Annotated in this window: 15 protein-coding genes; 7 read left to right on the plus strand and 8 right to left on the minus strand. The window is 50.4% G+C overall.

Annotated features, from left to right (window positions below; translation table 11 throughout):
• Positions 1-89 precede the first annotated feature (89 nt).
• Entirely contained in the window at positions 90-1,568 is a 1,479-nt protein-coding gene (locus CWM47_RS10635) for a RagB/SusD family nutrient uptake outer membrane protein (protein WP_100987958.1), read from the minus strand.
• 136 nt (positions 1,569-1,704) lie between these two features.
• On the minus strand, positions 1,705-4,710 hold the full coding sequence (locus CWM47_RS10640; RefSeq protein WP_206170673.1) for a SusC/RagA family TonB-linked outer membrane protein: 3,006 nt from the start codon (positions 4,708-4,710) through the stop codon (positions 1,705-1,707).
• 370 nt (positions 4,711-5,080) lie between these two features.
• Between CWM47_RS10640 and CWM47_RS10645 the strand changes: the two genes are divergently transcribed.
• The 4 genes from CWM47_RS10645 (at position 5,081) to CWM47_RS10660 (ending at position 11,378) form a co-directional block, all read left to right on the plus strand.
• Positions 5,081-6,154, plus strand: coding sequence for a LacI family DNA-binding transcriptional regulator (locus CWM47_RS10645; protein ID WP_100987960.1), 1,074 nt, complete (start codon positions 5,081-5,083; stop codon positions 6,152-6,154).
• A 114-nt stretch (positions 6,155-6,268) separates the two neighbouring features.
• On the plus strand, positions 6,269-8,608 hold the full coding sequence (locus CWM47_RS10650; RefSeq protein WP_100987961.1) for a DUF7133 domain-containing protein: 2,340 nt from the start codon (positions 6,269-6,271) through the stop codon (positions 8,606-8,608).
• 54 nt (positions 8,609-8,662) lie between these two features.
• Positions 8,663-9,829 carry an alpha/beta hydrolase gene (locus CWM47_RS10655; RefSeq protein WP_100987962.1) on the plus strand — a complete coding sequence of 389 codons (1,167 nt, stop codon included), beginning with the start codon at positions 8,663-8,665 and terminating at the stop codon, positions 9,827-9,829.
• A 172-nt stretch (positions 9,830-10,001) separates the two neighbouring features.
• Positions 10,002-11,378: a Gfo/Idh/MocA family protein gene (locus CWM47_RS10660; RefSeq protein ID WP_100987963.1), complete on the plus strand. Its 1,377-nt coding sequence runs from the start codon at positions 10,002-10,004 to the stop codon at positions 11,376-11,378.
• A gap of 81 nt (positions 11,379-11,459) precedes the next feature.
• Here CWM47_RS10660 and CWM47_RS10665 read toward each other — a convergent pair whose 3' ends face one another.
• On the minus strand, positions 11,460-15,026 hold the full coding sequence (locus tag CWM47_RS10665) for an SNF2-related protein (protein ID WP_100987964.1): 3,567 nt from the start codon (positions 15,024-15,026) through the stop codon (positions 11,460-11,462).
• Between the two features lie 454 nt (positions 15,027-15,480).
• On the opposite strand from CWM47_RS10665, the gene CWM47_RS10670 reads away from it, so the two are divergent.
• The 3 genes from CWM47_RS10670 to CWM47_RS10680 all read left to right on the plus strand — a co-directional run bounded on the left by CWM47_RS10670 (position 15,481) and on the right by CWM47_RS10680 (position 18,673).
• Positions 15,481-16,740, plus strand: coding sequence for an anthranilate phosphoribosyltransferase (locus CWM47_RS10670; RefSeq protein WP_100987965.1), 1,260 nt, complete (start codon positions 15,481-15,483; stop codon positions 16,738-16,740).
• A 151-nt stretch (positions 16,741-16,891) separates the two neighbouring features.
• A complete protein-coding gene (gene lhgO, locus CWM47_RS10675) occupies positions 16,892-18,088 on the plus strand; it encodes an L-2-hydroxyglutarate oxidase (RefSeq protein ID WP_100987966.1) in 1,197 nt (398 codons plus the stop codon).
• 78 nt (positions 18,089-18,166) lie between these two features.
• Entirely contained in the window at positions 18,167-18,673 is a 507-nt protein-coding gene (locus CWM47_RS10680) for a Dps family protein (RefSeq protein WP_100987967.1), read from the plus strand.
• Positions 18,674-18,746: 73 nt separating this feature from the next.
• Here CWM47_RS10680 and serS read toward each other — a convergent pair whose 3' ends face one another.
• The 5 genes from serS to ribH form a co-directional block, all read right to left on the minus strand.
• Complete coding sequence (serS, locus tag CWM47_RS10685; RefSeq protein WP_100987968.1) at positions 18,747-20,018, minus strand: serine--tRNA ligase; 1,272 nt, start codon at positions 20,016-20,018, stop codon at positions 18,747-18,749.
• A 1-nt stretch (position 20,019) separates the two neighbouring features.
• Positions 20,020-20,409 (minus strand): HEPN domain-containing protein, encoded by a 390-nt coding sequence (locus tag CWM47_RS10690; RefSeq protein WP_100987969.1) that lies wholly within the window; start codon positions 20,407-20,409, stop codon positions 20,020-20,022.
• On the minus strand, positions 20,406-20,714 hold the full coding sequence (locus CWM47_RS10695; protein ID WP_100987970.1) for a nucleotidyltransferase domain-containing protein: 309 nt from the start codon (positions 20,712-20,714) through the stop codon (positions 20,406-20,408). The genes CWM47_RS10690 and CWM47_RS10695 overlap by 4 nt, the downstream gene beginning before the upstream one ends.
• A 97-nt stretch (positions 20,715-20,811) precedes the next feature.
• Positions 20,812-22,137, minus strand: a complete 1,326-nt coding sequence (locus CWM47_RS10700; protein WP_100987971.1) for an aspartate kinase — start codon at positions 22,135-22,137, stop codon at positions 20,812-20,814.
• Positions 22,138-22,236: 99 nt separating this feature from the next.
• Entirely contained in the window at positions 22,237-22,737 is a 501-nt protein-coding gene (gene ribH, locus CWM47_RS10705) for a 6,7-dimethyl-8-ribityllumazine synthase (protein ID WP_100987972.1), read from the minus strand.
• Positions 22,738-22,766: the final 29 nt, after the last annotated feature.

Here is a 22,766-nt window from a genome sequence, read left to right on the forward strand (position 1 = left end):
AGTGAGAATTTATCGTACCCACGGGCTTCAGCCCGTGTTTTATAGTCAATAGTACCAAAGGAAACACGGGCTAAAGCCCGTGGGTACGGTTATTTCCAATCCGCATTTTGCTCCAGCTTCGGGTTGGCGTTGATTTCGTCCTGCGGAATTGGAAAATACTTATTCTTTGCCTGAACGGGCCGCGTGGGATACACGCTATTCACCGCCGTACTCAGTGCCGTAAGGTATTTGCCCGTTCGAGTGAGGTCGTACCAGCGGTCGCCTTCGCCGTATAATTCCCACGACCGTTCCTGAAGCACTGCGTCGATGAAGGCGTCTTTGCCCAAACCGGCTGTCAGGTCGGCCAGGCCCGCCCGTTTCCGAACGACGTTGATAAACCCATAAGCCGCTGAGGTAGCTCCATTTACCCGCGCTTCGGCTTCGGCGGCTATCAGGTACACATCAGCCAGCCGCAGGATTGGGATATTGGGAAGGGTGCCAACCGTTGAAATAGGATCCTGGTATTTTTTCATCAACACGCCCTGCGTCGTGATGGGCGTAATGTTGCGTTGCGAAACGATCTTGTTGCTCTTGTCCACGTAGGTCGTATCCAGCAGCAACCGCCGTTTATCGGCCGGATTGAATGAATTATAAAATGACTGGTAAACGAACATGGACCCAAACGTGGTTTTACCGTATTCGGGTCCGGTGCTCGCAGGTGGTCCAAGCAGCCCCGTCAACTGATGCCCCCGGCTGGGACTAAACCCGCCCTCCGATTCATACGCCCACATATTTTCGACACGGGCGGCATCTTCCCGGTCGTAGCGATACACGTCCCGTACATCGGCCATCAATGAATATTTGCCGGAATTGATCACCTCCAGTGCTTTCTTCGAGGCTGTTGCCCAGTCTTCGTTGTACAACGCTACTTTGGCATAAAGAGCCGATACGACTTCTTTCGATGGACGGCCCTTCTCAATGCCGGGACCGGAAACCAGCCCGGCACTCGTGGCCTGGTCGAGGTCACTGTAAATCTGCTTGTAAACATCCGCTTTCGGACTTTTACCAACAATGGCTTCAACCTGATTACTGCTGGCTTTTATTTTCACCGGCACGTCGCCAAAGTTTTTGGTCAGCATCCAGTGATAGAATGCCCGCAGGAAATACGCTTCGCCAATGATCTGTTTCTGGCGGGTGGCGTCCATTTTGGCGGCTGGCACTTTCTCGATAATCCAGTTTGCTTTCTCGATGCCATCGTAGCAGGATGACCAGATCTGCTGGGGCGACTCACTGACCCGGCCGGCGCTTTTCTGCGTCGTATAGTTCGGGTCGTAAGTGAACAGCGTGAGCGTGTTCCGACCAACTACCGCCCTGGGGTACGACTGGTCGGCGCTCAAATCCGACACGATGGTGAGTACGGGCCCAACGGCCATATCGGCAATCGGGTCATATACCGCAATAAGCCCTTTTTCGGCATCAGCCGCCGTTTTATAAAAGGCTTCGGTATAAATGGACGAGTAAATCGTTTCCTCCAGCTGGCAAGCCGCCAGACCGAAGATGAGGAGTATAGGAATGAGTATCTTTTTCATGAGTTCAAGAGTTGTCTGAACCGCCACGGCGGCCCGGCAGTATTTTTATGATTTTAAAGATTTACATGATTAATGAGTGCATCTAAACGTTTCCAGTAGAAATCATGTAAATCCTTCAAATCCTGTGAATCCCGGTCTAGAAAGTGACCTGTAAACCACCCAGAAACGACCGGGCAGGGGGATAGACTAAGTTATCGACGCCAATGACCGTGTTGCTGCCTCCGTAGGTGTTCACTTCGGGATCGAAGCCTGTGTAGTTGGTAAGCGTGAAGAGGTTGTTGCCGCTGGCATATACCCGAATGCGCTGAATGCCTTTGATTCTGGGTAGCGTGTAGCCCAGCGTTACGTTTTTGCAGCGCAGGTACGAGCCATCTTCCACAAATCGGTTGCTGACTGGCAAGCGGCTGCTCAGGGCCGCACTGGCATACTCCTGACTGGGGTTGGTGGGCGACCAGCGATTGACCACACCCGCATACAGGTTACGCTGACCCAGTGGCGTTTCGAAGGCAAACCGCGCCTGATTGAAAATATCGTTGCCCTGACTACCCGAGAAAAAGCCGCTCAGATCGAAGTTTTTATAAGCCAGATTAGTTGAAAAGCCGAAAATAAATTTCGGGTTTGGATTGCCCGTTACTGTCTGATCGGCTGCGGAGATAGTGCCGTCGCCGTTGAGATCTTTCACTTTATGCCCGCCTAACCGACCATCGTAGCCGGGCAAAATGGTTTCGCCTGTTTGGTTGATGCCGTCGAAAACGTAGGTTTTAAACAGACCCAGCGGTTGCCCGACACTCAGAATGCTGTAGGTTGTCACAAACCGTTCCTGCGTAGTGCCGCCGTCGAGGTCGAGAACTTTGTTTCGATTTATAGTCGCGTTAGCCGACACATCCCAGCGCAGCGGCCCCTGTAAAATCCGGGCGTTGGTGGCCAGTTCAATTCCTTTGTTTTCCAGCGAGGCAAAATTGCCGGTAATACTGCCGTAGCCCGATGAGAGTGGCAGGGTTTTGATATAAAGCAGATCGCGGGTCTTTTTGCTGTAGGCGTCGACCACAAAACTCAGACGGTTGTTGAGCAGGCTAATGTCCAGGCCGATGTTCGCCTGTGTCGATTTCTCCCAACGTAAATCGGGGTTGGCAATGCCCGATGGGTTGATGCCCGTCAGGTACACATGGTTGAACTGATAATCGCTGCCCGACGATGATACCGTTGCCAGGGATTGATAGGGGTTGATACCACCAGCATTGCCGGTCAGTCCGTAGCTGGCCCGTAATTTCAGGTCCGACAGCCAGCCGACGCTTTTCAGAAACGGCTCTTCGATGATGCGCCATGCGGCTGACACGGCCGGGAAGAATCCATACTTATGGTTTGCTCCGAACTTGCTCGACCCATCGGCGCGGGCCGTCAAATCCAGAAAATACTTGTCTTTGAAACCGTAATTTAGTCGGCCGAGGTACGAGTCCAGCCGCTCTTTGGTTCGGCTGCTGCTTACCGTGCGCGTTAGGGCCAGTTGCAGAGCCTCGTTCTCGGTGGCATCGTTCGGAAAACCCGTGGCGTTGATGGTGTTGCCGTTGGCGAGGTTGCTTTGCGTGCCAAACACACCGGTGAACTTAAGCGTATGATGCTGGGCAATGGTTCGTGTATAGGTCAGGATGCTTTCGTGAAGCAGTACCAGGCTGTTGGCGTTTATTTTAGCACCGGAGCCGGAGTTGTCGTTGAGGTCGGCCGCGTTCACGATGGCGCGGGGCGAGTACGTATTTCGAAGGCTATTCTGGATATCGACATTAAACGATGCCCGATAGGTCAGTCCCTGCGCCAGATTGACTTCTCCATATAGATTGGCCAGTGTGCGCTGAATGCCAATCTGGTTTTTGATGGCCGCCAGTCCCAGCGGGTTCGTTACTTCCCGATACTGGCCATTTGCCTGTTCGCCAAAGGGAAATAGACTACCGTCGGCGCGATAAGGCTGTAAATTCGGGGGAGCACCCAGGGCAGACCCAATAATGCTGCTGGTAATAAAATCGCCGTCGCCAAGGCTCGTAGTACCGTAGGGAACACCTTTGTTAATGGAGTAACTACCCAGAATACTCGTGCCGATTTTAATCCGGTCACTTACCCGATGGTCGACGTTGAGCCGGAGCGAGTACCGTTCAAAACCGGAGTTGATGATGACGCCTTCCTGATTAAAGTAATTGAGCGACAACGCCAGTTGTGTTTTCTCCGACCCACCGTTGATGGTTAACTGGTGGTTTTGGATGGGAGCTTGACGGAAAACAAGACTCTGCCAGTTTACGCCTTGACCCAGACTAGCCGGATCGGGATAATAATTGTTTTTGAATGCTTCGTTTTCCAGTTGCGCAAACTGGGCTGCATTCAGAACGGGTATCGTTTTTGAGACTTTCTGAACGCCGTAGTAGCTTTCGTAACTAACGCTGGTTTTGCCTGATTTACCCCGTTTGGTGGTAATCAGCACAACGCCATTAGCCGCTCGTGAGCCGTAAATAGCTGTTGCGGAGGCATCTTTCAGTACTTCGACCGACTCAATGTCGTTGGGGTTAATCGTTGACAGGGGGCTGATGTCCGTCAAACCGCCCCCGTTCGAAATCTGGATGCCATCCACAATGTAGAGCGGCTCGGATGTGCCATTTATCGAGTTCGTTCCCCGAATTCGAACGCTGACATTGCCGCCCGGTGCCCCCGAATTCTGCACAATCTGCACCCCGGCTACCCGTGCCTGTATGCCCTGCGCCACGTTGACAACGGGCGTTTGTACCAGATCGGCAGCTTTAATGGACGCAATGGAGCCAGTCGTTTCAATTTTTCGCTGCGTTCCATACCCTACCACAACGACTTCATTCAACGACCGGTCGTCGGCTTTCAGGGCGATGTCGATAGTACTCCGATTCGAAAGGGCTACCTCTTGTGTTACATAGCCGATGGACGAGAACGTGAGCGTGGCATTGCCGTCGGACACCGTTAAGGAGTACTGGCCATTCGCATTCGTCGTTGTACCCTGTTGAGCGCCTTTCACAACAACATTAGCACCCGGCAGTCCTTCGTTCGTTCCAGAGTCGGTGACCCGCCCTGTAATGGTAGTGATTCGGGGCGACTGTGCTAGTCCTATTAAGGAGAGTAGCATCAGGCTCATCAAGCCAACCGTTGTTCGTAAATATAGAATAGACTTCATAGGCAAAGCAGCGTTTCTGCTTTCTGAGTTTAAGGGATGTTAACGTAGAAAAATACAAAAATGAAAAAGGCTTATAGCTTTGACCGAGAAGGTAAACAGGTTGAGACTCTCAAGCGGTATTTCCCTTTAAAGAAGCCTAATCAACGTATTTAGCCGATTTTTACTTGATATTACGAGTAGGTAGTGATTCTGCAAAGATTTTTTTGACTTATTTTATTGGGAACATTCCCAAAATTTTGGGAATGTTCCCAATAAAATGATCTTTGCCATTGCCTTGCGAAAATCAATGCTAGCATTTATTTAGCTTAAAAATTAGAATTATTATACTTTTATGGCAACTCATCAGACAACAATTATTGATATTGCCAAGGCATTAGGCATATCTAAATCGACGGTCTCGCGCGCGTTGACGGGCCATGCCAATGTAAATGAGAAGACACGGCAGCGGATTCTGGATATGGCGGCTCAGGTCGATTATCAGCGGAATCAACTGGCTATTTCCCTGCTGACGAATCGCACCGGAACCGTGGGTATTATTGTCCCGGAGTTTATCAGTTTCTTCTTCCCGAAAGTCATCATTGGGGCACAGGAGGAAATGGCGAAGGCAGGTTATAACGTGGTTATCTGTCACTCCAATGAGTCGTACGAAACCGAGGTAGCGAATGCCAAAGCCCTGTTAGCCAGCCGGGTGGATGGTCTGATCGTGTCGCACACGAAAGAAACCCGCAACTTCGATCACTTCAAGGTGTTTCAGCGGAAGGGCATTCCTGTGGTTTTTTTTAACCGGGTGTGCGAAGAAATGAACGTCTCGAACGTGACGGTGGACGATTATAACGGATCATTTCGGGCGGTCGAGCACTTGATTCAAACCGGTCGGCGTCGGATTGCGCACCTCGCCGGACCCGATACACTCGCCAACAGCCGCAACCGGCTCAACGGTTACCGGGATGCTCTCCGGCACTACGGCCTACCCATCGACCCGGAGCTAGTGATTGCTTACGACCTCAATCTGGATAAGGCTAACATCTATGTAAATCACTTGCTCAACCTGCCTAATCCGCCCGATGCACTATTCGCCATGAATGACCCGACGGCGCTCGAAGCCCTGAACGTTGCTAAACATCGGGGAATATCAGTGCCCGACGATCTGGCCATTGTGGGCTTTAGCGACGACCCGATTTCCGCCCTGATCGAGCCGGGCCTGACCACCGTATCGCAGCCCGTTAATGAGCTGGGTCAGCAGGCGGCACGCCTGTTGCTGAGTCAGTTGGCCAATAAAGAAGATAATTTTCAGCCCGAGCGCATCGTATTGCCTACGAGTTTAATCGTGCGTGGGTCAACCGTGAAGTTACCACCTGTATCAGACAGCACCCGTAGAGCAGGGGCAGATTGCACGAATATATGAATCTGACGTTGATGTTTGTCTATCAAGATGTGAAAATTAGGCTATGAGTCAGCTTGTTCAGGGAGTAAGACTTTCTCAAACCCTTCTTTTGGTTTTGTTTCAAACTCATACTCCATGAAAAAGAAGCTCCTGATTCCGGGCTTGCTTTCGTTCTCAATGCTGGTCGTTACCTGCAAGGTCATTCAGCAGGCTCCGTCCGATACGGCCAAAAACACGACATTGCCCGATACCATACCCGCGTTTGTATCCAACCCTTCTCCCGTGCAACTCACGCCGGAGCAGAGTTTAAAAGCGTTTCGGGTGCCGAAAGGCTATCACATGGAACTGGTTGCCAGTGAGCCGATAGTTAAAGAGCCAGTCGCCATTGCCTGGGACGGGAACGCCAAAATGTACGTCGCCGAAATGGACACGTATATGCAGGATGCCGATGGTACGGGTGAACACGACCCCATAAGCCGGGTTATGCTGCTTGAAGACACGAATAATGACGGCAAAATGGACAAGAGTTCGGTCTTCATAGATAAGCTCCTGCTTCCCCGCATGATATTGTGCGTCGACCACGAACTGCTGGTCAACGAAACCGATACCTACGACATTTATAGCTATAAAGACACAAACGGCGATGGCGTTGCCGACCAAAAAAAAGCGGTTTATCAGGTTGGTAAAAAATCGCCCGGTAATCTAGAACACCAACGTAGTGGCCTGGACTGGAATATGGACAACTGGATTTATGTGACGGTCGATCCGGTGCGGTTTCGGTACACCAAAAACGGTCTGAAAGTCGATTCACTGCCAAGTGGCTCCAATGGCCAGTGGGGCCTGACGCATGACAATTACGGTCGGCTGTTCTTTTCGCGGGCGGGGGGCGAAATCCCGGCATCAGGTTTCCAGATAAACCCCGTTTATGGCGGCCTCGAATTTCCGGACCAGTATTCGGAAGAGTTCAATGCTGTGTGGCCAATCATGTCGACGCCTGATATTCAGGGAGGCTTAAATCGACTTCGCTTAACCGACAGTACGCTAAATCATTTCACGGCCAGCAATGGACAATCCATTTTTAGGGGCGACAAACTTCCTGCCGATCTGGTGGGCGATTACCTGATTGGGGAGCCCGTGGCCCGGATTATCCGTCGTGCCAAGGTTATTAACACCAACGGCAAGCTAACCCTCGAAAATGCCTATAAGCAACAGGAGTTCATTGCGTCGACGGATATGAATTTCCGCCCGGTAAACACCTACACCGGTCCTGATGGATGCCTGTATATCGTCGATATGAACCGGGGCATTATTCAGGAATCGCAGTGGACCCCAAAGGGTAGTTATTTGCGGCCTCAGATCGAGCGGTTGGGCCTGGACAAAAACATACAGCATGGCCGTATTTTCCGACTGGTACATGACGGTATGAAGCCGGGGCCAAAACCGCAGATGCTCGATGAGTCCAGTACAAAACTCGTTACTTACCTCGACCATCCAAACGGCTGGTGGCGCGATAATGCCCAAAAACAACTCGTTATCCTGAGCGACAAATCAATTGTACCTGTTCTGAAGCAGATCGCATCAGGTCAACAGGGGTCTTTGGCAAAACAGCCGTCGGCGCTGGGTCGACTACACGCTTTATGGACGCTGGAAGGGCTGGAGGCTATTGATAAAGATATTGTGTTTACGGCTATGAAAGATGCTGATCCGCAAGTGCGCCGGGCGGCTGTCTGGATTGGCGAGCGATACATCAAACAGGACGATGCTGATGTCATGGCCAGCTTACAGGCCCTTAAAAACGACCCAAACTACGACGTTCGAACCCAGATGGTGCTGTCTTTACACGCCAGCAAGTCGGCTAGTGCAAATGCCCTCGCTGGTGAACTGATCGAACAAAGCACCAACAACCAGATGCTGGCCAGCGCTCAGAAAAGTCTATTGAAAAACGATGCCGTTAAAACCTATGGCCTGCGCCTGGGCCGACTCGAACCCGAAGACCGGAAGATGGTTCTGGCTGGTGCCAACACCTTCAAAACTCTTTGTGCGAGCTGTCATGGTCCTGATGGAAAAGGCTTAGCCGTGGGTGGAACCAGCATGGTAGCGCCCCCGCTATTCGCATCGAAACGGGTTGTGGGTGATAAAGATGTACTCATCAAAATCCTGCTGAATGGCCTTTCCGGCCCTGTCGATGAGAAAACCTACCCCGATGTTATGCCGTCGATGGCGGCTAATGACGACGAATGGATTGCCTCCGTCCTGAGCTATATCCGCTACGAGTTTGGTTATACGGGTAATTTTCCGCCCTATACGCCACCGCCCGGACCACGGCCTTCGGGTAGTGGCCCGCCCCCGGAAATTCAGAAACGCCGGAGTTACAAGCCGTTTGTAAAAGCGGATGATGTAAAGCGAATTCGTGAGCAAACCACTGGCCGTACGAAGGCATGGACGCTGATGGATTTGGAGAAGGTAGGGGAGTAGGAGGTGGTTAACCGGGAAACTCAAAAAAATGTAGATAACTATAATCGCCCACTCATGAACGTCCGTCTTCTTACCATCGCTTACTTTATGGGCACCCTGGCTGCCTTGGCGCAACCCAATCCCGCCCGGCCTGATTTGTGCCAGGGGGCGTATTTTACCGAAGCAGAAGGGGCGGCAGCCTTAAAGACGTTCGCTCAAACGTATCATGACAAAGCTAGCTGGGAAACCCGGGCGGCACTTATTCGGAAGGGTATTCGCGATGGAATGAAGTTGCCAGATAAACCCAAGTTTGCTCCGCTTCAACCCATTCGGCATAGTGTGCGGAAGATGAATGGCTATTCCGTTGAAAACGTAGCTTTTGAGAGTTTGCCGGGTATTTTCGTAACCGGAAATCTGTATAAACCGCTAAACGCAACGGGCAAAGTGCCGGGCATTCTTTGTTCGCACGGGCATGGCGCAAACCTGAACAATCGCATGATGGAGTATACCCAACAGCGGTGCGCTACGTTAGCGCGTATGGGTGCTGTTGTCTTTGCCTACGATATGCTTGGTTACGGCGACTCGAAGCAATCGGACCATAAAATTGAGAATGCCCTGACATTGCAAACCTTAAATGGAATGCGTTCACTTGATTTCCTGACCAGCCTGCCCGAAGTCGATAAGGACAAGATTGCCATGACGGGCGAATCGGGTGGGGGAACGCAGACGTTTGTGCTTACGGCTCTTGATCCTCGTATAAAAGTCTCGGTGCCCGTTGTGATGGTGTCGGCGCACTTTTTCGGGGGCTGTAGCTGCGAGAGCGGAATGCCCATTCATAAACGGCCTACGCACCAGACCAGTAATGTAGAACTAGCCGCCCTGGCCGCGCCACGCCCCATGCTCCTGGTATCGGACGGCAAAGACTGGACAAAGAACACGCCGGACGTTGAGTTTCCGTATATCCAGAACATCTACGGGTATTATGGCGCCAAAGACCGGGTTGAAAATGTTCATTTGACTATCGAAGGTCATGATTATGGCCCCAGCAAACGCATAGCTGCCTACCGCTTTCTGGCCAAAGAATTGAAGTTGGATTTGAATCGGGTGATAAAAGACGGTCAGATTGACGAAAGCCCCAATACCGTGCTGGAGCCAGCAGCCTTAGCCGTTTTCGATGCAACTCACCCCCGTCCGGCCCGTGCCGTTGTGGGCGATGACGCCGTGATGGCTTTGCTAAAGTAATAGCCTGACTACGAATTGCGTGGCCATAAAGTAGTATATGTGCCTGATTGTATTTAGTGTTTATGGCTGTGTGTAATGGGTAAGTTCGCTGCACATTTAAACAGGCATCAAATCCGTTAAACTGAAACCATTTCACCCTAAAACCCGGCTCTGGCCTAAAACCTCAACTTGCATGCATATTTTCAATATCAATCGTCGTCGTTTCATACAGGGCACCACTGCGTCACTCGCACTTACCGCCTTTGGTGCCAATGGTCTGGATTTGATGCACCCCCCAAAAGCGTACCGTGTAGCTCTGATTGGTACCGGCTGGTATGGCAAAAGTGATTTGTTTCGCCTGATTCAGGTAGCTCCCGTAGAGGTCGTCGCGCTCTGCGATGTTGATAAGAATATGCTGGCAGGTGCGGCAAAATTGGTGAGCCAGCGGCAGAAATCAGGTCAGACGCCAAAGCTCTATGGCGACTACAAAAAAATGCTGGCTGAAAACCAGTTGGATATTGTGCTCATCGGCACCCCCGACCACTGGCACGCACTCCAAATGATTGATTGCGTGAAAGCAGGTGCACACGTGTATGTGCAGAAACCTATCAGCGTAGACGTAATGGAGGGCGAAGCGATGGTGGCGGCTGCCCGGAAATATAACAAGGTGGTGCAGGTCGGTACACAGCGTAAAAGTACCCCTCACCTGATCAGAGCAAAAAAAGAAATCGTTGATGCGGGGTTACTCGGCAAGATATCGCACGTAGAAATGTCCTGCGACCTCCACATGCGGAACAACGGTAATCCACCCGTGCAGGCCGTTCCCGATTTTCTGGATTACAACATGTGGACGGGTCCCGCTCCGCTTCGCCCTTATGATGGCTTGCCACACGTGCGCTGGTGGCGGACATTCATGGAATATGGTAATGGCATAACCGGCGATATGTGCGTTCACATGTTCGATACAGTTCGCTGGATGCTGGGACTTGGCTGGCCGAAACGGATTAGCTCACATGGTGGCATTTATGTTCAGAAAGAGGGTAAGTCGAATATTTCCGATACGCAATCGGCTCTGTTTGAATATGATGAGTTGAACTGCGTATGGCACCACAAAACCTGGGGAACAGCCAATAACCCTGATTATCCTTGGTCATTTACGCTCTACGGCGACAAAGGAACCTTATGGGGTAGTACGATGCAGTGCGATTTCATCCCGGATGGAAAAGGCGAAAAAATCCATATGGATGTCGTTTATGAAAAAGAGAAATATCCGGAAGATGTTACCGAAGATACCAATCCAAAAATTGAGCTGAATGCAGCCCCGGCTACCCGCCTGCATATGCTCAACTTCCTGGATGCCATTGAAAAGAGCAGCCGCCCCGTTGCCGATATCGAACAGGGACACATCTCAACATCAAGCTGTATTCTGGCCAATATGGCCATGAAGACCGGCCGCCCTATGGTTTACGACCCCGTGAAGCGCGAAGTCGTCGGCGACAAAGAAGCAACTAAAATGCTGGCCAGAGACTACCGCAGTCCATACGTCCACCCCGATCCAAAGAAGGTGTAATGAGTAGAGTAGTGCCGACCGTCCCGGTCGGGTGTGATTTTACATATATTTCACCCGAACGGGACGGTCGGCACTACTCTATTACCCCAAACTTACCAACTCTTTCAACTCATTATCACTCAGATCCCCCAACCAGGTTTCGCCGGTTTTGACGCTGAGGTCGGCCAGTTCGCGTTTGGAGCGGATCATGGCGTCGATTTTCTCTTCCAGTGTTCCCTGATTCATGAGCCGGTAGACCAGCACATTTTTGGTCTGGCCAATACGGAAGGCGCGGTCGGTGGCTTGTGATTCTACCGCCGGGTTCCACCACAAATCGAAGTGAATGACATGGTTCGCCTGGGTCAGGTTCAGGCCCGTACCACCCGCCTTGAGCGACAGAATAAACGTATGGTCACTTCGGTTGCGTTGAAATTGCTCCACCATCCGGTCGCGTTCGGGTCGCGAGGTCCCGCCGTGCAAAAACAGCGGTTGCATACCGAAAGCCTGTTCGATAAATTGAGCCAGCAACTCGCCCATCTCTTTGTACTGCGTAAAAATCAACACCTTCTCGTGGTTGGCGTAAATGGTTTCGAGCAGACTGAGCAATAAGGTAGCCTTGCCGGAAAGAGCCGGGGCCGAATTTCCTTTCTTCAGGTACTGATGCGGGTGATTTCCAATCTGCTTAAGGGCTGTCATGAGTTTCAATACCAGACCCCGACGGGCAATACCGTCTTTCTCTTCGATGGCCCGCAGGCTCTCCTGCACCACACTTTCGTACAGTGCTGCCTGCTCGGCGGTGAGTGTACAAAACTGGTTGTTCTCAATTTTGTCGGGCAGGTCACTGATAATCGTTTTGTCGGTTTTAACGCGACGAAGCAAAAACGGGCTTGTTATGCGCCGGAACTGATCGAGTTTCTGGTGGTCGCGCTCCTGCTGAATGGGCTTGCCAAACTCTTCGTTGAACTTGGTTAATCCGCCCAGATAGCCCTTGTTCACAAAGTCCATAATACTCCAGAACTCTGATAGCCGATTCTCGACCGGTGTACCACTCATCGCAATCCGGATGGGAGATTTCAGGGATTTAACGGCTTTCGTCTGTTCGGTATCGGCGTTTTTGATGTTCTGCGCTTCGTCAATAACGACAACCGCCCAGGTCATTTTTTTAAACGTTTCGAGATCACTGCGAATGACTCCGTATGTTGTCAATATGAGGTCGTACTCATCAGCCCGCTCGGTAGGTAGTTTACGGTTCGAGCCGTGGTAAATGCGGGCCTGTAATTCGGGGGCAAAACGGGCAATTTCCTTCTGCCAGTTAGTTAGCAAGGTCGTTGGCAGAACAATTAGCCCTTTCTGTTTTTTGAACCGACCTTCCTGCCGAAATTTGAGCAGCAGCGCAATCACCTGAAGCGTTTTTCCCAGGCCCATGTCATCGGCCAGCAGGCTACCCATGCCGAGGGCCGTGTTTTTAATCAGCCAGTCGTACCCCCGTTGCTGATAGGGGCGGAGGGTAGCATCGAGCGAATCGGGTAGGGGTTGAGATGCACTTTCGGTAAACTGTTTGACCAACTCCCGCACTTCGGTCGATAGTCCTAATCGCCCTCCTTTGTACTCTTCCGACAAAGCGGCCCGAAGCAGTTCGGTGCCCGTCAATTCGGGTGGATTTTCGAGTTGCTTATACAATTTGGTCAGATCATCAGGATCGACCAGCACGTATTGATCCTTGATTTTGACCAGCCCTGTTGTTCGGCCAACCAGCTTCTGAAACTCTTTTACACTAACCATTTCGCTGCCAAGCGCCACCTGCCAATCGAAGGTGAGCATGTCGTCCAGCCGCATAAACGCATTATTGGCTGTTACTTTGGCCTTGAGTCGTCCGCCAGCCGCAGGGCGAACCCAATGCCTGAGCGATTTGGGTAGTAAAAGGGAAATACCAAGCAATTGCATGCGCGGCAGCGTGTCGAGCAGGATTTTTACAAACTGCTCGGGCGAATAGGCCAGAAATGCAGGGCCGCCGGTTTTTGTCAGCTTGGCGAGGTCAGGAAAATGACGAGCCAGGACCAGTAAATCCTGCAAAACATCCATGCGAATACGCTTGTACGGGTCAATTCCCACGCTCTTATTGGTCAGTAAGTCCGTCAGCGGAATGGGGGCTGTAGGCGTTCCCTTAACGGTGGGTGCCTCGCGGTCGCGAATTAGTAAACTCAGCCGGAACTCATCGCCTAATTCACTGTCTTCAACGGCCAGAATGGGTACAAATCGTTTGTGAGTCAAAAAGAAATCATTGACCCAAAGCTGCATGGCCAGCGGCATTTCTTTCCGGCCGAAACCTTCAAATCGAACGATTTCCACACCAAAGAAGAGCCGGTCGGCATCTTCGAGGGGCCAGCGTTCCCAAAGTTCAATAGTGGCGGGTTTGATAACGCGACGCAGAAACAACGAGCAGAGCGTTAATACCTGTTGCTCGTCGGGCAGGGCCAGCCAGTCTTTTTGCCAGCGCACCGTAAGCAACGTTGGCGGCAGTTGGGTAGCCACCAGGTCAGTTTGTTTTTTGACCGTTTCATTGAGCATGGCCGGAAGCCACCGAACCCGGTATTGCTCCTCCGCAGGCCCCACGCGCAGCAATTGCGGCACGACGGCACCCCGACGCAACAGAGCCGCTGAGAACTGTTCTGTGAGGTATAACGCCCGCACCGAGTCGCTCATTTCGGGCCAGTCGGCTTCGGTAAGGGTATCGAGCCAGCCAATCAAATCACTCAGGTCGAAGCCGCTAATGGACCGTGGTTCGCCATGTTCGCTGAACATATTGATTTTCTTTACGGCCATAAACTCATCGAGTTGTAACTCGATGCTATCGCTGAAAGCCGGAACCCCGATGCTCGGGCGGTCTTTGGCAACTAACGTTTTACCCGTATCGGCAGGCTTACTGAACAGTTTGTAGGCGCGGGCCAGCGATTTATGGAAGTCGCCCTTTGTGAATGTCACATCGGTAGACAGCAAATCCAGTAACTGATCGGCCAAGGCCGGAATGGTGGCAAAGTCCAGGTTGGCCCGTGCTTTTTCATCTGGTCGCCAGTCTTCGTCGTCGGGCAACTCATCGGTGCCGATGTCTTTAAAGGACAAAACTGTATCCAGAACATTGCTCACCTCGCCAACCTGGAGTTTCTGAATTTCGGCCAGTATATCCAGCCCTTTTAACTGAAAAACCAGGAATGGATTTCGGTCAATTTCATTGGCAATCGTATAAATAACGGCTGCGAGGTGCTTGCAGGGAATGGCTTCGTCGGGGCAGGAGCAGCCCATTGTCAAATCCCGAAAAGATCGGGGAAACAATTGAATGTGCTTTTTCTCTGCAAACTCCATTAACTCGGGCGGCAGTTGCCGATTAAGGAGTTGAGCCAGTGTGGCCGGATTCTCGTTTATTTCGGTCAGTAAAGCCTCTTTTTCGTTGTCGGTAAACAGGGGTACCGACAGTTTTGACCGGTAAGGTCGTGGCGCTGTTCCTTTAATAGTGGCACTAATCTGGTTCTGCGAAATGGACAATCCCTGAACCGCCCCTTTGTTGGCGTAGGTTTTCCCGCGCGGCAATCGGTTGGCCATATCAATGCTCGTCAGGGCATTGAGCCATTGTTGCCCCCACCAGGTTTTGCCATACGTGATTCGTTCCGCCATTAGTCAAAAATCAAGTGATCTAAATATAAAATATCGGGCTATAAGGCATATTTCAGGCACCTGGCAAAACCATTGCCTCAGTCAAAACTAACAAGAAATGCCTAAGTTGGTTAGGTCAGAATTAGACTTATGGCCGAATAAATGAGTTGCTCGTATTAACAGCAACGCTGGCAGCGGTAAGAACATTACGGTTTATAAAGCTAAAAAAAGTAAATAAACAGCCTAAAAGAGATTGAATGTCCTCCATAAAACATAGTTTATGGATAGTTTCTCAAAGCTAAACTTTTTTGTCTGATGCCTTAATTGGACGACAGCACTAATAGAAGAGATTTTACTTATAAAAGAGCCCTTAGTATGCATAAAGAGGTGATTCTCGCCAAGTTGGGTATTAAATAATGGACCTTTTTTTCTTATATTTACCTACTCCCTATTGATCAGTTAAACTAGTATTCATATGGTTCTGGACGTACCGGCCACCAGTACCCCGCTTGGGCGTGGTATCAAACATATTGGCATTGGTAAGTATGGCAGCAAGCCACTCACCCCCGAACTACTCGCTGAGTGCCGTGTTGCGCTCGCCGATCCAATGTCGCACCCCTTGCAGCGCGGAGCCTTTTTAGGCGCGTTGCTGGCCAAAGGGCCAACACCGGAAGAACGAACGCTGGAAGATGTCATTGGCAAAGGAGCGTTCTCACACCCGACTTTTCTGATCAATAAAATCTGCCCCGATTTGCCGGAAGGGATGCTTCATATTGCTACCAAGCTGGTGCGGGGTGCCAACTTACAGGTGGCCGAAGCCGAACAACTGGGCGATTATCTGTTTAGTGACGGCTTATGCGAAACGTTTCGGGGGCTCGCGGCCAGTATTATGCGCGTGAGGCATGAAACCAATGAGGAATATCAGGGCCTGATGCGCGCTGCCGAACGGACATTTTCGCCCGGTTTCGGCCCCATGAGCTGCGCTGACCGCCCGTTGGTGCAAATCGCGGAACCCTTCGATGGGGTCGAGAATAGTTATCTCATTACGCCATTGCTGGCGCAGTTTTTTCAGAAACGGGGCTATGGTGCCATCTCTATGGTTGGACGGTCGGGTGGGCCAAAATTTACGCTCAACACGCTTGACTTGTACATGAATTTGGGCTGTCGGTTTTTGCAAAGCAATCATGAATTCGACACGCTCCAGGCATCCTATGGTTGGGTTCTCGATCAAAAAGCTTTGTCGCCTGCGCTGAATCGGTGGGTAGAACGTCGCCATATTATCATCAAACGCCCCTTTCTGGCAACACTCGAAAAGGTCTTGAATCCCTGCCACGCTCAAATTCTGGTTACGTCGGTGTTTCATATTACTTACCAGATGAAAATGGCCGAACTGGCCATGATGGCTGGATATGATGCCGTTATTGTGTTAAAACGTGGTCTGGAAGGTAGTTTAGCTCCATCAACAAGCCGGGCAACGGGTATTTTGTGCGCTGTTCGGACGCCAAAAGGCCATCTATTTTTTCAACATTTTGAGGGCGATGCGCCAGCGTTTGCCGCCTTTCGTACCGAAACCGAGCCCGAGTATGAGCAACCACAGGCCCTCGACAACGCCCGACTCATTCGGCAGTTCATGACCGATGGTAAAACAGGGAATGACGACTTCGATAATCGGGTTCGTTTTGCCTATGCGCTTTATGGTCGGGGGCTTGATTGGGTAGAGGGTCAGTTACGCTAATTGGCAGTGGTGCAGTACCTGATTTCTGTAGCGCGGAGTAATACTCCACGCTACAACACGCAAATTCTAAACAGCTTCACTGTACCTTTGTGATTCTTTCTTGGACTGTGCGATTATACAAACAAGCAAAGAAGGGCTCACTGAATAAAGCATGACAGACGTAGTAATTATTGGCGGAGGCATCGTAGGCTTGGCCACCGCGTTACAGGTAAAGCAGCAACGGCCGAATCTGACCGTCATTTTGATTGAAAAGGAACCGGCAGTAGCCCGCCACCAAACCGGCCATAACAGCGGAGTTATTCACTCCGGCTTATACTACAAACCCGGTAGCCTTAAAGCGACCAACTGCATCAAGGGCTACCATATGCTGATCGACTTCTGCGATGCCGAGGGGATACCCTATGACCTTTGCGGGAAAATCGTTGTGGCCACCAAACAGGAAGAGTTATCACAACTGGAAACCCTCTACCAACGGGGTCTGCAAAATGGTCTCGGTGGACTGAAGAAGCTCTCGGTGGCCGAAATGCGCGAAATTGAGCCACACGTTACGGGCGTTGCAGCTATGTTCGTGCCGCAAACGGGCATAATTGATTATAAGCAAGTATCCGATAAGTACGCTCAAAAGTTTTTGGCACTAGGTGGCGAAATCCGGTTTAACGAACGCGTAGAGCAGGTGACGCCGGGTACGAGTCTGAGCATTGTTGTAACGAATATGAACCGTTACGAAACCAAATTGGTCGTCAACTGTGCGGGCTTGTACTCCGATAAAATTGCCCAATTGACCCAGCGCGAGCCAGTTGATGTGCGTATTGTACCGTTCCGGGGGGAGTATTTCAAGATTCGGCCGGAGAAAGAATATCTGGTAAAAAACCTGATTTACCCCGTTCCCGATCCGAACTTCCCGTTCCTGGGTGTTCACTTTACGCGGATGGTTCATGGGGGAGTGGAGGCCGGTCCAAATGCAGTACTGGCGTTCCAGCGCGAAGGATATAAGAAGTCTGACATAAATCTGAAGGAATTATACGAAACGCTTTCGTGGCCGGGTTTTCAGAAAGTAGCGGCTAAGTACTGGGAAACAGGCCTGGGCGAAATGTATCGTTCGTTTTCTAAAGCAGCTTTTACAAAAGCGTTGCAGGGTTTGATTCCGGAAGTTCAGGAGGACGATCTGGAGCCGGGGGGCGCGGGTGTTCGGGCGCAGGCCTGTGATCGAACGGGAGGTTTGCTCGATGATTTTGCCATTCTGGAAAGCGACAAAGCCATAAATGTGGTCAATGCGCCATCACCAGCCGCTACGTCATCATTGTCAATTGGGCAAACTGTGTCTGTGAAAGTATTGGCCCGCTTTTAAGTGGTTTTTAACAAACAATATCAGATTTGTAGGGTTTTCTGTACACTGAGCTTATACGCTTACTAACTGATTAACCTTATGAAAGCTATAAATCAAACGGAAGTATTAGATACCCCATCTGATCTTAAAGACAAGGGCATACAAAAGGTTGCTGGGGCTGTTAACGGTCTGGTAGCCGACGCGTTTGCGCTCTATATCAAAACGAAAAATTTCCACTGGCATATGTCAGGCCGTCATTTCCGCGACTATCATTTGCTGCTGGATGAACAGGCCGAACAGATCTTCGCCACGATTGACCCACTGGCTGAACGCGTTCGGAAACTGGGCGAAAACACCATTCGGTCGGTAGCGCACATCGCGCAACTGCAACGGGTGAAGGACAATGATGAAGATTTCGTTGCACCGAAAGATATGCTGGTCGACCTTTTGAACGAAAACAAGAAGATGGCGAAAGCTATGCGCGACGCTCACAAGGTTGCTGACGATGCCGAAGATGTAGCCACCGCCAGCTTACTCGAAGTATATATTGACGAAACGGAACGCCGTACCTGGTTCCTGTTCGAAACGACACGGGAGTTGAATTAATAAGCGTTTTTTTAAATAAGAGAGGGCTGGATTCACTAGTGAATCCAGCCCTCTCTTATTTAAAAAAATCACACTAATCAATCATCTCAAACCCGCAATAAGGCACCAGTACCTTTGGAATCCTGATGCCTTGTGGTGTTTGGTTATTCTCCAGAATAGAGGCTAAAATACGGGGTAGCGCCAGAGCAGAGCCGTTTAGCGTGTGCATAAGCTGCATCTTTCCCTCTAATTTGCTCCGCAATTTAAGGCGGTTGGCCTGATAGGTTTCAAAGTTCGACACCGAGCTGACTTCCAGCCAGCGTTGTTGTGCCGCCGACCAGACTTCCATATCATAGGTAAGGGCCGATGTAAAGCCCATATCGCCCCCGCAAAGCCTTAACAGGCGGTAAGGAAGCTCCAGCTTTTGTAACAACCCCTGTACGTGCTGGCTCATTTCTTCGAGAGCCGCATACGAGTTTTCGGGTTTTTCAATGCGAACAATTTCAACCTTATCGAATTGGTGCAAACGGTTCAATCCGCGAACGTGCGCCCCCCACGAACCCGCTTCCCGACGGAAACAGGGTGTGTAGCCAACGTTTTTCACCGGCAACTGATTTTCGTTCAGAATCACATCCCGGTAAATATTCGTGATGGGGACCTCGGCGGTTGGAATCAGGTACAGTTTATCTTCCGTGGCGAAATACATCTGCCCCTCTTTATCAGGAAGCTGCCCGGTGCCAAAGCCCGAATCTTCATTGACCAGAATAGGCGGCTGTACTTCAACATAACCCGCTTTCAGGGCTTCATCGAGAAAGAAATTGATCATCGCCCGCTGAATCCGGGCACCCTTGCCTTTGTAGACAGGAAAGCCCGCACCTGTAATCTTAACGCCTAACTCAAAGTCGATGATGTCATACTTCTTGATCAGTTCCCAGTGCGGTTGTGCTGCTTCATGAAGCGATGGCTTGTCGCCATGTTCCAGCACAACTTCGTTATCCTCGGGCGTACGGCCTTCGGGAACGCTGCTGTGCGGAATATTGGGTATCGTAACGAGAACAGCCTGCAAATCAACTTCAACCTGACGAAGGCTATCACCAAGGTCTTTCGAACGAGCTTTCAACTCAGCGGTTTCGGCTTTAGCGGCTTCGGCAGCGGCTTTATCGCCAGCTTTCATGAGGGCTCCAATCTGGCTCGCTTTTGCGTTGGATTGCGCCAATACATCGTCAAGCTCACGCTGGGTATCACGCCGATTCTGGTCAAGTGTTAGTACGTCGTTGACCACCGTTTCGGCATTGGTAAAGTTTCGTTTACGAAGGCCAGCCAGAACGGTGTCTTTATTTTCGCGGATAAAATTGAGTTGCAGCATATTACTGATTAATGAGACGTTTAATCACGTCAATAAATTCTTGAGTTTGTGGGAGTAGTGGTAGGACGTCTTCTTCAACGAAGGATACAAAAGCACCATAATCACTTTCTTCCCGGTTATCCGATAAATCGATATAAAACTTACCCCACTTCTTTTCGATGCGCCCAGTTTTGATAAAATGTAATTCCAGCATCGCTTTAGCACCGGAGTGAGATTTTATACGAATACTCTCTTGAATCATTAATGCTGACACAGCCTGAAAGACAGCGTAGTATAGACGATTTACGGCTGATTTCCAGCGTTTTTCAGTGACAAGCGATCTGGCGTCACCCATCATCTCATCCGCACATTCAAGACGATAGGCGATAAGGGCTTGTTTCTCATCGTTCATAACCTTTTCCCTTCGTCCATTACATTCTGATATAAGTCTGTTACTATTAGAAAGGGGGCATCTCTTTTTGACTGAATGACAGTGCTAATGACGTAATTATTGTCAAATCCAACGTCATATAAGTGATCTCGTAGCTGACGTTTGTAGGTCCAATTAATAGACTTATCGGTCAACACAAAAAAATCCCAGTCCGAATCCGCGCGTGCATCTCCCCGCGCCCTCGACCCAAATAGCCATACTTCGGCTTGAGGATCAATTTCGCACACTTGCTTTTTGACTTCCTGTAGAAATTGTTCGTCGGTCATGGTTGCAGGGGATTAAGGTGTTTTCGATTTAATCTAGTCATACGCCATATCTTCAAGATATGGCGTATGACTAGATTAAATCGAAAACATGACAAAGTTACACCGAAAACAGTCCGTCGTTCAAGGCATTCAACGCTTCTGCTTTATAACGACCGTGAACGAGCAATGACAGGTTGCTTTCAGTTCCGCCATACGAAATCATCCGAATGGGGATGTTTTTCATCGCGTTGAATACGCGAACCGCTACACCCTCATTATCCGCACTGAAATTACCCACCACGCAAATGATCGTCTGGTCGTAGTCAGGTTCTTCGAGCGTACAGAAGGTGTTCAGTTCGTCGGTAATCTCCTGAATCCGTTCGGTATTGTCAATTGTCACGGATACCGACACTTCGGAAGTCGTTATCATATCGACCGGCGTTTTGTACTTCTCGAAAATCTCGAAAATACGGCGTAAGAATCCGTAGGCATTTAGCATCCGGGTCGAGTGAATGTACAATGCTGTGATGCCGTCTTTAGCCGCAATCGCTTTGAACACTTCACTTGAGGTGCGGTCGGCGATGAGCGTACCGGGAGCTGCGGGGTCCATCGTGTTTTTCAACCGAACGGGTACACCAAACATCCGGGCGGGCGTTATGGTGGATGGGTGCAGAATCTTAGCCCCGAAATAAGCCAGTTCAGCCGCTTCGTCGAAGGTCAGTTCGCGAACGGGGAATGTGTTTTTAACGATTCGGGGATCGTTGTTGTGCATCCCGTCGATATCGGTCCAGATCTGGATTTCTTCCGCGCGAATCGCACCGCCAATCAGCGAGGCTGTATAATCTGAACCACCACGCTTGAGGTTATCTACCTCACCGCGTGGATTCCGACAAATGAAGCCCTGCGTGACAATAATCTGTTTATCGGTGTGTACGGGCAATAATTCGGCTAATTTTTGCTCTGTGTACTGAATTTCCGGCTCGTTGTCGGCGTCGATGCACATGAATTCCAGCGCTGGTAATAGCGTCGATGGAACGCCTTCTTCGACCAGATACGCATGAAAAATCTGTGTGCTCAGCAATTCACCTTCAGCCACCAGCTCTTTTTCCTGTTTGAGCGTAAATGGTTTGACACCGGTTAATGACCGGATAAACGAAAACTCACTGTCCACGATCTTTTGGCCAGCCGCTTTACCGTCGGTCGTTTTATATAGTTCATCCAGAAAGCTGTCGTAATGGGCTTTCAGGGTGTCAATTTTCGCGTTGGCATCGGCATCATTGTTCGCTTTCAGCGATTCGCCAATGGCCAGTAGCGCGTTGGTTGTGCCAGACAAAGCCGACAGAACGACGATTTTACGTGTGTCGTCGCTGGTGATCAGCGTACGGATGGAGTGCATACGCTCGGGCTTCCCGACCGACGTGCCGCCAAATTTCCAGACGTGCATTTTTAATGAGTGAATTAGTGAATGAGCGAATGAGTGAATAAAATGGGCGAATGACGCAACCGCAACTATTCGCTCATTCTTTCATTCACTCATTCAGAATTAGAACTTACTATAAACCTGTTGCTGTAGGCCGATCATTTTGATGGCTGTGATGGCTGCTTCGTCGCCTTTATTCCCATGTTTGCCGCCCGCCCGGTCAATTGCCTGTTGTTGGTCATTTGGCGTCAGAACGCCAAAAATAACGGGCTTCCCGGTTTTCAGACTAACATTCGTCAAGCCCTGTGCTACGGCATGATTAATATAATCATTGTGTTTGGTTTCGCCCTGAATGACGCAGCCGAGCGCAATGATCGCGTCGATATCATCGCGCTGGGCAAACCACTGCGACGCTAACGTTAATTCGTAACTACCCGGCACATTGCCGCGAATAACGTTTTCTGGTTTTGCCCCATGCTCAAGCAACGTCTTATAAGCACCGTCAAATAGGGCTTCGGTCACTTCCGTATTCCACTCCGAAACCAGAATGGCAAAACGGTGGTGGCTTACGTCGGGAAGTTCGTCTGTTGAAAAGACGCTAAGATTTTTTAAGTCTGATGCCATCTAGACCGGGATTTTAAATAGATTTTAAA

This window comes from Spirosoma pollinicola (assembly GCF_002831565.1).
GTDB lineage: Bacteria > Bacteroidota > Bacteroidia > Cytophagales > Spirosomataceae > Spirosoma > Spirosoma pollinicola.